Raw genomic sequence first — 13,408 nt, forward strand, 5'->3', positions numbered from 1 at the left:
GCCTACAAGAGCGAGAGGAATTCTCGACAAGTCCTACGCCACACCCGGACAATAGCGCCCTGCAGACAGGAGCCCCTCATGCGCCGCTTGTTTTTACTGTTAATGATGTTTTGTGCGTTACCCGCATGGGCAGATAACCTCGATGATCTGTTTACGGTGGCCGGCTGGCCGCAACAACGTGCGCACTTCAATGACGCACTGAGCGCGGCCCAGGAACGCTATCGCAACAATTTGCCGCCTGCGGTCTATCAGGCGCTGGTCAACAACAGCAACCAGCGTTTTGCTGCGGCTGCGATGGACAAGCGCGCCAGGGACCAGATGCGCAACACCTTGCCTGACCCGAAACCGGCGTTGGTGTTTTTCCGCTCGCCACTGGGCAGCAAGATTGTCGCCGCCGAACTGCTGGCCACGCGCCGCGATCAACTGGCCAAACATGCCCAGGGCCTGCCGCGCATGGAAGCCGACGCCACTCGCCAGCTACTGATCAATCATTTGTCCCGCGCACTGCCTGCCCGTGAAGCCGGGGCCGAAGTCAGCCTGGCGATTGCCGGGGTTGCCGCAGACAGCTTGAGTTCGATGATCCCGGGCCTGCTGGGCGGCGGGCAGGCACAGAGCATGTTGAACGGCCAACGCCAGCGCTTGATGGAGCAGATTGCCGGTGAGCTGGATAACACTTTGCTCTACGTGTATCGCGACCTGTCTGATCCGGAACTGGAAGAGTTCGTAACCTTTGCCGAATCCTCCGATGGCAAAACCTATTACCAGGCTGCTCTGGCTGCGGTTCGCGCCGGTTTGGCGGTAGGTCAGAGCACTCCGTAAGGTGACTGATTACGTGTGGGAGCGGGCTTGCTCGCGATTCAGGCAACTCGGTCTGTCAGTTAGACCGCACTGATCCTGTCGCGAGCAAGCCCGCTCCCACAGGTTCAGTATTAGCGTCAAAAGTGCCTGTCCAGAAACGCCAGGTACTGCTCGCGGATCTCGGCGGTTTCATTGGCCAGATGATGTCGCGCCCCAGGCAATAACAGCACCTGCGGCTGATTGAACTTGGCCTTGAGCACCTCAAGGTTATGCTGCCAATCCACCGTTTTATCGTCCTGGCCCTGAATCACCAACGGCAGACGGGTACTTGGTGATGCCCCTTCAATACGCGGTATCCAGCGTGCCAGTGCCCCTACCCAAGCAGTCGGCAGGCGTACCGGCTGCAGCGGGTCAGCTTGCAGAAACGGTAAAAAATCCGGGTCGTTGGAGTTCTCGCTAAAACGCCGGGCAATGCCTTTGACGAAAGGCCTCAGCAGGTAATAGCTGAATTTTGACCAGCCCCAGTCTCGCGGCCGAACCAGTGGCGAGAGCAAGATCGCCTGGCCCTGGGCCGGGCTTTGCTCGCCGTAGTGCAACAGGTGATCGAGCACAATAGCGCCCCCCGTGCTTTGCCCGCACAGATGCCAGGGCTGCGGTAATTGCAGTGATTGCGCCTCGATAAACAGCCCCTGCAACGTCGCCTGATACTGCGCAAAATCGTCGATGCTGGCCCGCTCGCCACTCGATAGCCCATGCCCCGGCAAGTCGCAGGCAATCACCACAAAACCGTGGTTCAAGCCCCACTCCACCACATGCCGATACAGCCCCATATGGTCGTAAAAGCCGTGAATTAAAAACAGCGTGGCCACAGGCGCAGCATCGGGCCACCAGACCTGGCTGACCAGATCATAGCCCCCTGCACTGAAACGCCCCAGCTGACGCTTGACCGGCGCCGGGCGGTGAGGGAAATCCAGCCCGTAAAAACGCTGATACGCCAGCCCCTCGCTCGATAACGGCTGCCCTGCGGCCAACGGTTGCAGGCTGGCACGCAAGGAATCGGGAGAAAACGGGGCAGGCATAAGGGCTTCCAGACAGGGCGCGGGCGCGCAAAACAGGCTTTATAGACCATCGATATTCATCTGTCAGGTCAGGCATGGCAAGCTACGCGACCTTTAAAGGAGCTTTTGCATGCCGGTGCCCACCTTCAAAACGCTGCTGGCCTGCCTGCTGACGCTGATCTGCGCGGTGGGGCTGTGGGCCGCGTATGACTGGTTTCAGGGCCGCTATATACGCGCTTTCAGCGACCAGACCGCGCTGTTTGCCGGGGATGTGCTGAGCCTGCCCGCCGAACTGTCCGGCCCCGGCGCCATTCGTGTGGTGCACTTCTGGGACCCGGCCTGCCCGTGTAACGTCGGCAACCAGCAGCATCTGAGCGAGCTGCTGGCCCATTATGTGCCGCAAGGCGTCGAATTCTATTCGCTGCAAAAGCCTGGCACCCAGGGCCAGTTGCCTGCCACCCTGGGTGCAATCAAACCCCTGGCCAGCCTGCCCGGTGCCGAGCACCTGAGTGCCAGCCCGGCAGTCGCCATCTGGGATCGCAGCGGCCAACTGGCCTACTTCGGCCCCTACAGTGAAGGCGCCACCTGTAACGCCAGCAACAGCTTTATCGAGCCGATCCTGCAAGCCCTGAGCGAAGGGCGCCCGGTCAAGGCCACGCATACCATGGCAGTGGGCTGCTACTGCCCGTGGCAGCCTGCGGCGCAAAGTCAGCCCTGAATGGTTGGCCGGGAAGGGCTCGAACCTCCCACCTCACCCTTATCAAGGGCGTGCTCTAGCCACTGAGCTACCGGCCAGTCAACTTGTCTACCGTCTGCTTGTCTGCCCAGTAGCGTTGCCCCAGCAACAGCGCGAAGCAGGTCAAAAGGCAACAGGCGGCCAGACTGCCAAACACGCTTTGCACATCCAACAGCGGCCCGCTGCTACGCCCGGCGAGGATCACGCCAAAGCCGGCAGCCAGGGTGGTAATGGTTTTGGTCAGGCCGCTGGCCAGCCCCGCGACTTGCTCAGCGACAACCGCCTGCGTCGCAATCAGGGTCAGGGCATTGGCAATCCCCAACGAGGCGCCGCACAAGGTCACCAGCAGCAGATAAAGTAGCCAGCCGTGAGCCAGGGCAGCACTCGCCAGCAACATGGCGCTGACCCCCAGGCATATCGCCATTGCCCACACTGCCTCAGTAGCGGGGATACGCCCGGCAATCGGCCCGCCACACGCCAGCAACGCCGCTGGCGCCAGAAAGGCCACACCCGCCTGCAAGGGGCTCAGGCCCCATACGCCCTGCAAGGACAGCGGCACCACAAACAGATGCACTACCGTAGCGGTATTCACCACGGCACCGGCCAGGGTCAGCAGCCAGTACGGGGCATTGCGCAGCAGGCTGGTGTCGATCAAAGGCGTGGCGGCGCGCTTTTCACCCCAGACAAACAGGCTGGCACACAGCACCAATAGCCCCAGCGTCAGCCCTGCCCGGGGCATTGCCCGTTCCGGGCTGCCCAACTCATCCAGCAGCAGGCCCAAGGCTGCCAGGCCCAGACTCACCAGCAGCAAGCCTGGCCCGTTGATCGCTGCACGCTCCCCAAAAGTACGGGGCTCGGCGATTCTCCAGCAACACGCGAGTGCAATCAGCACCACGGGCAGATTGACCCAGAAAATAAACCGCCAGCCCAACCACTGGGTCAGCACCCCGCCAAGCAAGGGGCCAATCACCGTGGCAATGGCCCCTAGCCCCAAAGCAAGGCCAATCGCCCGTCCCCGTTGCTCACTGGGGTACAGCAGGCCCAACAACGCCAGCCCGGCGGGCATCAAGCACGCCGCACCGAGGCCTTGAAGCACCCGCGCAGCCACCAGCCAGAGCAGTGACGGGGCTACAGCGCAGAGCAACGACGCGCCGCCAAACAGCGCCAGCCCCAGACGCAACAAACGCCCATGGCCAAAACCGTCACTCAGGCGCCCGGCGGCCAGCATAAAGATACCCACCGACAGCAAATAACCACTGACCACCCACTTGAGCCGTTCAATCGGGATGGCAAAATCCTGTGCGATCGCCAGCAGCGCCAGATTCAAGGCAAAGGCATCGAGTTGAATGCAAAAGATCCCGGCTGAAAACGCCAGCATCGCTAAAAACCGTGATTGCTCAGACCCCATAGTCATGGTTTCCCCACCTGATACAACCCAACCGAATGGGGCTCGTAGGTGTGTTCAAGAATGCTTTTCAAGAACTGCTCAAAGTCAGCTTCAAGCTCAAGCCCCTGCTGCGGCCGGTAGGTGTAAAGGCCCTCACACAAGCCTTTGTCGAGACTGCTGTCGAGAAACAGCGCGTATGAAAAACGATCCTCCTTGCCCGGTGCCCGTGGCTGTTGCACCACCCGGTGGGCAACGGCCGCCACCGGCGTGGCCATATGCCGGGTCAGAATCTCCATCGCACAGCCAAAATTGACGATAAAACAGCCAGGGCGTGGCTCAATTGGACACCAAAGCCCCTCGCGCAACACCTCAAGCCCCGGCTCCAACGAGCGCAGCACGGTGACCCAGCCCGAGTCTTTATGAATATTCAAACCCCGGGCATTCACCTGCGGGCGAAAGTGATTGAAGGTCAGGGTGTGCGTGCCCTTGCTAGCCATGCAATGGCCGGTAGCCTTACGCCAAAGCACTGCGGGAATATCCACAGAGGCCAGCACCGCCAGCAGCACCTCGATGGCCATGGCTTTCATGCATTGCGCCTGAATCCGCAATGCTTCGGGGAATAACCTGTGCCAGTGGGTACTGCGCAAAAAGAATTGCTCGGTCTGGTCGGCGTCCCGGCAAAAATAACCCTGATGCCTGCCCAGTTCCGTTTCGGTTTGCCTGCAAAAACCTTGATAAGCGCCGTGCCCCGGCAAATAGAACTGGCGGGCAAAACGATCACCCGGCGCCAGGTCAAAGGCCTGCAGTGGCTGCACAAAGAAAAACCCGTCGCGCAATGCCCGCTGCAACCCGTCGACCTGATCAAAATGCAGCCTGTGGCCAGCCAGCACCGCCCGCTGCCATGGGTATTCAGACCCTGGTGTGGAAGTCATAACCCATTCCTTTTGCCTTGCGCTGCGAAAATGCCCGGAACGACTGATACACCTCTAGTGCACCTGTTTCGCTGTACTGAAAAAGGTCCATGTCAAAATTGGGGCCCATATACACCGTGAACGACGAGCGATCCGCTGAACCCGGAGCAGGCTCGGTTTCAATCACCCGATGCAGCACGGCACGCCCCGGCAAAGGCAGGTGGGCCGTCAGGATCTGATAGGCGTCACCCAGATTGACGATAAAACAGTCCGGTTCAAGGGGAACTGCCCGCCACAGCCCTTGGTGACAGATTTCAAACCCCGGCTGGTCGGCGGCAATCACGGTAATAAAGCCACTGTCAGTGTGCTCGACAATCCCCAGGGTGCCTCTGACGCCGGAGCGGTAGTGATTGAGGGTGGTGTAACACAAGCTGGTTTGGTCCCGCGTACTTCCGGTGATGGTTGCCCAATGCTCCTGGCGCACCCCGCTGGCTGCAAACAAATCGCGCAGGGCCTGCAGGGTTATGACCTTGATCGCTCCCAGCAACCGGGAAGTCGGCAGCGGGAAGTATTCGCGCCACAGGTGGCTCTCGATCTGCAATTGCTCGACCTGATTGGGCCGGTCTTCATAGCCCAGCTTTGAACGCTCGTGGGGATTTTCGCGATGACCGCGCAAAATATCCTGCGCATCACGTCTGGGCCGGTAGAAATTACGGCATATCTCAAACCCCGGGCTCAGATCCAGCGAAGGCGGGATTTGCAGCAAGAACGCTCCCAGCACCAGCGCCTGCTCAAGGGTGCTGTCACTGAACTCAAGACCGTGCCCGGTAAGCCTTGCACGGGGTAACGACAACGAAATCGATTGGCTGCTCATGCTGCCTGCACCTCAATCTTCCTGTGGATAACTTCGCCCGTTGCTACAACCTGGGCGTTTGATCGTAAGTACGCGCCACTTCCTGTTCGGCGAACTGCGCAACGCTCTGCACAACTACAGCGCGGCCGTTGCGGTACTGGTAGAGGTTGGCGTCGAGGGCCGAATCCAGAAACAGCGTGTAGGACGTTCGCTCACTCTCAGGTGGCCGAGGCTGCAGTTGCGCCACCCCGTGGATATTGGCCCTGACCGGGGTTGCCAGGCGTTCGGTCAGCACCTCGAACGAACTGCCGAAATTGATAATGAAATAGCCTGGCAAGGGGTTGATGGCACGTACTTGCCCATCGATCCAGGCATACAGGCCCGGCTCAGTGGAACGCAGCACCGTGACCCAGCCCGAGTCACGGTGGAACTTGCAGCCCCGGGCATTTTTCGCGGAGCGGAAATGGTTGAACGCCAGCATCTGATGGCCACGGTTATCAGTCAGACCTGCCGATATACGGGGCCAATCGAGCGCGGGCAGCTGCAGATAAGCGAAGGTATTGCGCAGCACACTCAAGCCGAGCGACGCCATTTGCGTCCCCAGCATGGCCACCGCACGCGGTAGCAGGCGCCAGTTGTCGCGCTCGATATAGAAGTTTTCCCATTGATCGTGGGGTCGATCGAAGTAGCCCTGATAAAGCCCTGGCACCTCCAACTCGCGATAGCCTTCATCGGGCAGGTAAAACTGCCGGGCAAACTGGTCTGCCGCCTCACAGACGGTACCCTGGGGCATTTTCAGCAGGAAAAACCCCTGTTCGATACCGCGGGCGAAACCATCGGCTGAATCGAATACCAGCCGGCTGCCCGAGAACCGCGCACGCTCCAGCGTCAGTGGCGGATACATGGCCTGGGCGTGGGCCTGATGCAGTGGCGAAGGCAGAGTCAGGCTGTCACGGTAAGTGGCGCTACGGATGCTGGTCATCGGCGCGGCCTCCTTCTTTTGGGCGCAGGGTCATCACCCCGGGACGGGCAGGTTTGGGCATGGCGCAATAACGCCTCAGGCTCAGGTCAATATCCGTGCTGCTCACTGCGTATTGCCCATACAGCTCCCGCAACAACAGGCCCTGCATCTGCGTAGAAAACAGGCGGCCCGGGCATTTGCGCGGGTTACGCCGGGTATTGAGCATGCTGAACGAGTTGATGTCATAGCGATTGCGCGCCAGCAGCGATGTGCAGAAGGCGTGGGGCTGATCGCCATTTTTTTGCAGAACCAGAATATTGCCTGGGTCGAAAACCTCAGGGCGCGGGAACACCTGCGGGTCGCGATTGGCCTGCCAGCGATCAAGCCATATCAAGGTGTCCGCCGGGATCACCAGGCGCTGCCCGGCATGTTCGATCTCACACGCCTTGATCGTGCGCCGCCATAGCGCCGTGGGGTTGGAGCCGCCCAAACGCAGCGCCTCCAGCACCGCCAGATCAATCACATGGGGGGCTTGATCGCTGTCATTGGAGGCCGCGAGAATAATCTCGCGTTTTATCTGCGGCGAGGTCTCGATATAGGCCATCGACCACAGCAAGCTCAGCGCGGTAGTGTCGTAGGTGGCGATAATGATGGTGCCGATTTCCAGGGCCTGATCCAGGCTCAAGGCCTCAATGGTTTGACGGCTAAAGGGCAGCCCCCAGAGGACGAAATGGCCCAGGATCAGATTGCACGAAGGCGCTGCGGCGATGGATTCAAAGTTGCTGAGCAACAGGTCTTTGACGAAAGGCATCAGCGCCTCATGCTGCCCCGGCACTGGCGCAGCATCATGGCTGATCACCTTGGACGCCTGCTCGAAAAACCCGCTGACGACAGCCTTGAAGCGATTATCCTCAAGATATTGGGCCAGGGTTTTCACCCTGCAATCCAGCACCCCTGGCAAATGGCTGTCCACATGGCTGACCCACTGCAAAGCCAACTGCTCCATGCACAGCGGCAGATGTTGCAGCGGGCGCAAATAGGCCCTGGCCAAATGGCTGATATGGGGTTTGAGCCCGTCAAAAAAACGCTGGCTACCCAACGCCTGCTCCACCACCCGACGCTTGTGGGCGCGTAGCGGATCGCTGATATGCAGCGACCCTAAAAAGCCGCCAAACAGTTCATGATTGGCCTCGGTTGAAGCCGCAAGAAACGCGTCATCCAGCAGCGGCCGGTTGTTGCTCTGGTACAGCGCCAGGCGCTCACCCATCCAGAAACTGCACAGCCCGCCCGCCTGCTGGGCGCAGTTACGAATGCCGCTAAGGCGAAAGTACTCGGTGGCAGGCAAGCCTTGCTCCACCGTCGCCTGATGAAATGCCGCGCCATGCCCCTGCAGCGGGCAGGGTCCCGGGTGATGGGCAATCATGCCGCCAAAGGGGGACTCAAGATTACTCATGGGCCGGCTCGATGCCGAAGGTGGTGTGCCGGTCTTGCCAGGTAAACTCATTGAAATGGCGCAGAAAGGCTTCAACACTCATTATCCGCAGCAGCTCGCCGTGGGGTTGCAACTCATACAGTTCACCACTGGCTGGCGGGTTGATAAAGGTTGCAAAGGAAAAACGGTCTTCACCCTTGGGCAGCGCCGGGCCCTTGCGCACCCTATGCTCAATGGCCCGGGCAGGCAGCGGCAAGCGGCCGCTGAGCGTTTCCAGGCATGCCCCGAAGTTAACGATAAAACAACCGGACCGGGGCGCAATGGACTGCCAGCGCCCCTCGACAAATGCTTCCAGGCCAGGCTGGCGAGTGTAGAGCAGCGTCACAAACCCAGTGTCCCGATGCTCGGCGCAACCTGGCAAACGCAACTCGGGGCGGTAATGACTGGCGGCAAACCAATGAGCCCCCTGACCTGTCACGGCACCACCACTGAGCTGCTGCCACAGATGCTCCGCGACACCCATTTCGCGTAATGCTGCCTGAAAAATGACCTGGCCCAGTGCATCCATTATCAGCGCCATATGGACCACGGCAGCGGGCAAGCGGGCAGCCCAGCGCAGCCTGTCGACCAGAATATGTTCGGTCTGGAAGTGTTCGCGATCGAAGTAGATATCCGGTTGCGCTCGGTAGCCCCGATAGTCCGTTTGATCAGTCTCGGGCAGGTAAAATTCGCGACACAGTTTTATCCCCGGTTCAAAGTCAAAACCTTCAGGAACTTTTAATAAGAACACTCCCTGTTGAATGGCGCTGCGCAAACTCCCCTCTTTTTCAAATACAAGTTTTCCCTTAACAAGGCTGGCGCAATACAGATGGGCATCAGGGCAGTTCATCAGACAAATCTCCCGAACAAAAAGTGCCTTGGTAGATTTCCCTATCGTTGTGTTCAATTAATGCCCGCGCATCGCACACGCGCTGCAAACCTCGTATCGGGCAATAACTAAAAATACCCCTGTCACGGGATATAAAGTTACTGGAGCTGAAATGACCAAAGCTGGTGCGGTCTTCAGTTTGCCGCGTCACACGGTGCAGGATGGCGGCCACCGGAGACTTGCAGCGGGCCGTTAACCACTCCATCGACAGGCCAAAATTGATGACAAATGTATCCGGCCCGCTGACGACCTTTTCCCAACGGTCAAAGCGGTTAACCTCAAGCCCGGGTTGGGTGGTGCGCAAAATTGTCAAAAAGCCATCATCTTTGTGGGAGCTCAACCCCACTTCAGCCATTTGCGCCCGGTAATGATTGAATGTCAGGTGGTAAGCGCCACCACCATGGGCACAATTGCCCGTGGCCCGGGTCCAGGCCGGTGCCGGTATGCCTGCGTAATCGAGTGCCGCACACAGGATTTGCCGGGCCAGGGCGGTCATTTTCTCGCCTGTGTCTGCAATCTCGGCCGGGTAATGGCTGGCCCAAAACCTGCGTTCGAGCAAAAACTGCTCAATCTGGTCGACCCGCTGATGAAAACCCAGCAAGCCATCGCCAAGCTGACAGGCGGTAATGGCACGGAAATGCCCATATTCACTGGCATCGCCGCGGTAGAACTGATTGGCAAACCGGTCGGCTGCACCTACATCAATAGTCGCAGGAATGGTGAGCAGAAACACACCGTCGGCAAACGCCTGGCGCCGCGCCTGATCAGTGGCAAAACTCAATTGGCCGCCCTCAATGCCGGCGCTCACCAGATCGGCAGCCTGGTTCACGGGCCGGGCATCCACACGCTTGTGGTAAACAGCGCTGTAGAGAGCGTTTGAAGGGGCTGGCACACGAGGAACGGGCATCATCAGCGCCCCTTCACACACAGTGAAACGATGGTCAGCGCCTTGAGCTCGTCCGGCGCACGGGGATGCAAGCCCTGGGCGATTTCCGACAGGGTGCTGAACGAGCCCGGGTAAACCATGACCGAGTGCCCCTGTTGTTGCAGGCAGGCAAAAATTGCAAACTCTTCGAGAAAATAATCTGCCGAAAAACCGACTTGCCGAGCCCGCTCTGCCGGCTCCAGCACATCGATTTTTTTGCGTAAATAATGCTCCGCGAAGCCTTTGATCGACTGATTAAAGCGGGCATCGGTGCGATACAGCTGCACAAGCTCGCGGTGAAAATAACCATAGCCCACCTGCTCCTGAACCCGGTGACAGGTGAGAAAGTTAAAGCGCGTTGCCGAGCTGAAACATTCAAACACCGGCCGGTTTTCCTGCAGGAAACGCTCACCCAACTCCAGCGCTGCCGCCAGCGCCACTGAAGGCTGCACCTGATGCACTGATTGCAGGGTCAACCGATGAATGCTGTCGCCAACCAGCACGGTACAGCGGGTAAATCGCCGGGCAATCCATTCCAGGATTCCCGCCAGCTTTTGTGGATAAAAGTGACTGTTTTCAAGGCTTATTCCCAGAAAGCAACTTTCTGACAATTCAAATCCGTTACGTTTTTCGAGGGGGGATACCGAGGCTATCTTGGCTTTATATCTAAATGATCGAGCGCCGATGACACAGGCCGCAGGCTGCGGCAAATTATTATTCAAATCAAACGACATACAGACTCCTCGTCAACATACTGACTGAAGGCAGCGTGGTCATGCATTTGATGAAATATTCAATTAACAGAACGGGCAGGCAATATAGTATTTATAAAACACGTTATCTATTTATAGTCAGGCATCCTAATCTGCACAACGTATTACCATGTAAGACGTTGGCCTGAATTACGTACGAAACAGCCTACATATAAGCCAAAACTCTCTGACGTTGCTTACTCGCTGACTTTCTCAATCAAGTCCAAGCCCCTACACTCGCGGTAGATTTTTCCCAAGGACGCTTCATGAAACGCAGCCTGACCATTATCGCCGTTGTCGTCGCCGCCCTTGCCGGTGGCGGGTTTTGGTACGTGCAAAGCAAGTTGCCTTCCCGTCAGGGGCAAGTCGAGCTTGCGGCACTGCAAGGACAGGTCACGGTGCGTTATGACGAGCGCGGGGTGCCGCATATTCGCGCGGGCAATCAAGCTGATCTGTACCGTGCCTTGGGCTATGTACAGGCGCAGGACCGCTTGTTTCAGATGGAAATCATGCGTCGCCTGGCCAGGGGCGAGTTGGCCGAGGTGCTGGGCCCCAAGCTCGTGGATACCGACAAGCTGTTTCGCAGCCTGCGCATCCGTGAGCGGGCCGCCAGCTACCTGACGGAACTGGACCCGCAGTCCCCGGCCTTTCTGGCCTTGCAGGCGTATCTGGACGGGATCAACCAGTACCAGGCCAGCCACGCCAAACCGGTGGAGTTCGACCTGCTGGGTATCAAGCCTCGGCCCTTCACCGCCGAAGACACCATCAGCGTCGCCGGGTACATGGCCTATAGCTTTGCCGCTGCCTTTCGTACAGAGCCGCTGCTGACCTATGTGCGCGATCAACTGGGCAGCGATTACCTGCAAATCTTTGACCTCGATTGGCAGCCTCAAGGTGTGTTGGCCCCGGCACTGGCGGCCAGCGACTGGAAAGCCCTCGGCGCCCTGGCCCAACTAAGCGATCAGGCCTTGAGCCAGGCGGGCTTGCCGCAGTTCGAAGGCAGCAATGCATGGGTGGTGTCGGGCAAGCGCACGCAAAGTGGCAAACCATTGCTGGCGGGCGACCCGCATATTCGCTTTTCGGCGCCATCAGTCTGGTATGAAGCGCAGCTCTCCGCCCCGGATTTTGACCTGTACGGCTACCATCAGGCGCTGGTGCCGTTCGCCTTCCTGGGTAACAACCGCGACTTTGGCTGGAGCCTGACCATGTTCCAGAACGATGATCTGGACCTGATTGCCGAGAAGACCAACCCCGACAACCCCAATCAGGTGTGGTACCACGGCCAGTGGGTCGACATGACCAGCAGCGAACAGCAGATTGCGGTCAAGGGCGAGCCGCCGGTCACGCTTACGCTGCGTCAGTCGCCCCACGGCCCGATCATCAACGACGTACTGGGTGCCACGGCGGGCAACACACCGATTGCCATGTGGTGGGGGTTTCTGGAGACGAAAAACCCGATCCTCGAAGGCTTCTACCAGCTCAACCGTGCTGACAGCCTGAGTAAGGCCCGTAAGGCGGCTACCTTTATTCAGGCGCCGGGGCTCAATCTGCTGTGGGCCAACGCCAAGGGTGATATCGGCTGGTGGGCGGCGGCGCAATTGCCCAAGCGCCCGGCGGGGGTCAACCCGGCGTTTATCCTCGACGGCAGCACAAACCAGGCCGATAAAGACGGTTTTTACCCGTTCAGCGCCAACCCTCAGGAAGAAAATCCGGCGCGGGGCTATATCGTGTCGGCCAACTTCCAGCCCGTGTCCCCTGCTGGCATCCAGATACCCGGTTATTACAACCTCGCGGATCGCGGCCAACAGCTCAATCGCCAACTCAGCGATGCCAGCGTGAAGTGGAACCTGAAAAACAGCCAGGCGCTGCAACTGGGTACCGCGACTGACTACGGCCAGCGTGTGCTCAAGCCCTTGTTACCGGTGCTGCGCGAAGTGGTCAGCGACCCGGCCGAACGCAAACTGGTGGAGCAACTGGGGCAATGGAAAGGCGATTACCCGCTGGACTCAACCGCGGCCACGCTGTTCAACCAGTTCCTGTTCAACCTCACCGAAGCGACCATGCGCGATAAATTGGGCGATGCCTTTTTTGACACTATGCTGACCACCCGCGTGATCGATGCAGCTTTGCCGCGCCTGGCCGCAAGCCCGGATTCGCCGTGGTGGGACAACCGCACTACCGCGCAAAAAGATAGCCGCGCCGACACGGTCAAAGTGGCCTGGCGGGCCAGCATTGCGCATTTGAAGGCGACCCTGGGTAACGACCCCGGGCAATGGCGCTGGGGCCGTGCCCATACCCTGACCCACGACCATCCGCTGGGGCGGCAAAAACCGCTGGACTGGCTGTTCAACGTAGGCCCCTTCGCCGCCCCCGGCAGCCACGAAGTGCCCAACAACCTCAGCGCTAAACTCGGCAACGCCCCGTGGCCGGTGACCTATGGCCCGTCGACCCGGCGCCTGATCGACTTCGCCAACCCGACCCACAGCCTGACCATAAATCCTGTGGGGCAAAGCGGCGTGCCTTTCGACAAACACTACCGCGACCAGGCCGAGTCCTACATCGAGGGCGACTACGACAAACCGCATATGGAAGAAAACGAGATCCAGCTCAATACCCGCAGTACGTTGCGGTTGGTGCCGGTGAGGTGAACTACTGCAAACTTAATGT

The 13,408-nt window shown here is 59.2% G+C and carries 12 protein-coding genes and 1 tRNA gene; 3 read left to right on the top strand and 10 right to left on the bottom strand.

Going from position 1 to position 13,408, the window contains the following annotated elements:
• The first annotated feature begins 78 nt into the window (after positions 1–78).
• Positions 79–819: a hypothetical protein gene (locus ACZRMH_RS01515; protein WP_464011845.1), complete on the top strand. Its 741-nt coding sequence runs from the start codon at positions 79–81 to the stop codon at positions 817–819.
• Positions 820–935: 116 nt separating this feature from the next.
• Here the strand turns inward: ACZRMH_RS01515 and bipL are convergent, their stop codons facing one another.
• The gene (gene bipL / locus ACZRMH_RS01520; protein WP_464011846.1) at positions 936–1,877 is read right to left on the bottom strand and encodes a phospholipase BipL; all 942 of its coding nucleotides are present in this window, start codon (positions 1,875–1,877) and stop codon (positions 936–938) included.
• Between the two features lie 109 nt (positions 1,878–1,986).
• Between bipL and ACZRMH_RS01525 the strand changes: the two genes are divergently transcribed.
• Entirely contained in the window at positions 1,987–2,574 is a 588-nt protein-coding gene (locus ACZRMH_RS01525) for a DUF6436 domain-containing protein (RefSeq protein ID WP_464011847.1), read from the top strand.
• A gap of 1 nt (position 2,575) precedes the next feature.
• On the opposite strand, the gene ACZRMH_RS01530 is transcribed toward ACZRMH_RS01525, so the two are convergent.
• From ACZRMH_RS01530 to ACZRMH_RS01570, 9 genes are all read right to left on the bottom strand, one after another.
• Positions 2,576–2,651: transfer RNA gene (locus tag ACZRMH_RS01530), tRNA-Ile, on the bottom strand.
• A complete protein-coding gene (locus ACZRMH_RS01535) occupies positions 2,642–4,006 on the bottom strand; it encodes an MFS transporter (RefSeq protein WP_464011848.1) in 1,365 nt (454 codons plus the stop codon). The genes ACZRMH_RS01530 and ACZRMH_RS01535 overlap by 10 nt, the downstream gene beginning before the upstream one ends.
• Positions 4,003–4,911 carry a 2OG-Fe(II) oxygenase family protein gene (locus ACZRMH_RS01540; RefSeq protein ID WP_464011849.1) on the bottom strand — a complete coding sequence of 303 codons (909 nt, stop codon included), beginning with the start codon at positions 4,909–4,911 and terminating at the stop codon, positions 4,003–4,005. Before ACZRMH_RS01540 ends, ACZRMH_RS01535 begins: the two co-directional genes overlap by 4 nt.
• Positions 4,889–5,764, bottom strand: coding sequence for a 2OG-Fe(II) oxygenase family protein (locus ACZRMH_RS01545; RefSeq protein WP_464011850.1), 876 nt, complete (start codon positions 5,762–5,764; stop codon positions 4,889–4,891). The genes ACZRMH_RS01540 and ACZRMH_RS01545 overlap by 23 nt, the downstream gene beginning before the upstream one ends.
• 43 nt (positions 5,765–5,807) lie before the next feature.
• The gene (locus ACZRMH_RS01550) at positions 5,808–6,725 is read right to left on the bottom strand and encodes a 2OG-Fe(II) oxygenase family protein (protein WP_464011851.1); all 918 of its coding nucleotides are present in this window, start codon (positions 6,723–6,725) and stop codon (positions 5,808–5,810) included.
• On the bottom strand, positions 6,709–8,157 hold the full coding sequence (locus ACZRMH_RS01555) for a cytochrome P450 (RefSeq protein WP_464011852.1): 1,449 nt from the start codon (positions 8,155–8,157) through the stop codon (positions 6,709–6,711). Before ACZRMH_RS01555 ends, ACZRMH_RS01550 begins: the two co-directional genes overlap by 17 nt.
• Complete coding sequence (locus tag ACZRMH_RS01560) at positions 8,150–8,950, bottom strand: 2OG-Fe(II) oxygenase family protein (RefSeq protein WP_464011853.1); 801 nt, start codon at positions 8,948–8,950, stop codon at positions 8,150–8,152. The genes ACZRMH_RS01555 and ACZRMH_RS01560 overlap by 8 nt, the downstream gene beginning before the upstream one ends.
• A gap of 61 nt (positions 8,951–9,011) precedes the next feature.
• Positions 9,012–9,971: a 2OG-Fe(II) oxygenase family protein gene (locus tag ACZRMH_RS01565; RefSeq protein ID WP_464011854.1), complete on the bottom strand. Its 960-nt coding sequence runs from the start codon at positions 9,969–9,971 to the stop codon at positions 9,012–9,014.
• Positions 9,972–9,973: 2 nt separating this feature from the next.
• Positions 9,974–10,600 carry a tRNA-dependent cyclodipeptide synthase gene (locus ACZRMH_RS01570; RefSeq protein ID WP_464011855.1) on the bottom strand — a complete coding sequence of 209 codons (627 nt, stop codon included), beginning with the start codon at positions 10,598–10,600 and terminating at the stop codon, positions 9,974–9,976.
• A 407-nt stretch (positions 10,601–11,007) separates the two neighbouring features.
• Between ACZRMH_RS01570 and ACZRMH_RS01575 the strand changes: the two genes are divergently transcribed.
• Entirely contained in the window at positions 11,008–13,389 is a 2,382-nt protein-coding gene (locus tag ACZRMH_RS01575) for a penicillin acylase family protein (protein ID WP_464011856.1), read from the top strand.
• Positions 13,390–13,408: the final 19 nt, after the last annotated feature.

The organism is Pseudomonas sp. B414 (assembly GCF_055408445.1).

Coding starts and splice junctions, on each gene's coding strand:
- ACZRMH_RS01535 (WP_464011848.1), bottom strand. CDS start 4,006: ATGACTATGGGGTCTGAGCAATCACGGTTTTTAGCGATGCTGGCGTTT.
- ACZRMH_RS01545 (WP_464011850.1), bottom strand. CDS start 5,764: ATGAGCAGCCAATCGATTTCGTTGTCGTTACCCCGTGCAAGGCTTACC.
- ACZRMH_RS01515 (WP_464011845.1), top strand. CDS start 79: ATGCGCCGCTTGTTTTTACTGTTAATGATGTTTTGTGCGTTACCCGCA.
- ACZRMH_RS01550 (WP_464011851.1), bottom strand. CDS start 6,725: ATGACCAGCATCCGTAGCGCCACTTACCGTGACAGCCTGACTCTGCCT.
- ACZRMH_RS01540 (WP_464011849.1), bottom strand. CDS start 4,911: ATGACTTCCACACCAGGGTCTGAATACCCATGGCAGCGGGCGGTGCTG.
- ACZRMH_RS01555 (WP_464011852.1), bottom strand. CDS start 8,157: ATGAGTAATCTTGAGTCCCCCTTTGGCGGCATGATTGCCCATCACCCG.
- bipL (WP_464011846.1), bottom strand. CDS start 1,877: ATGCCTGCCCCGTTTTCTCCCGATTCCTTGCGTGCCAGCCTGCAACCG.
- ACZRMH_RS01525 (WP_464011847.1), top strand. CDS start 1,987: ATGCCGGTGCCCACCTTCAAAACGCTGCTGGCCTGCCTGCTGACGCTG.
- ACZRMH_RS01565 (WP_464011854.1), bottom strand. CDS start 9,971: ATGCCCGTTCCTCGTGTGCCAGCCCCTTCAAACGCTCTCTACAGCGCT.
- ACZRMH_RS01575 (WP_464011856.1), top strand. CDS start 11,008: ATGAAACGCAGCCTGACCATTATCGCCGTTGTCGTCGCCGCCCTTGCC.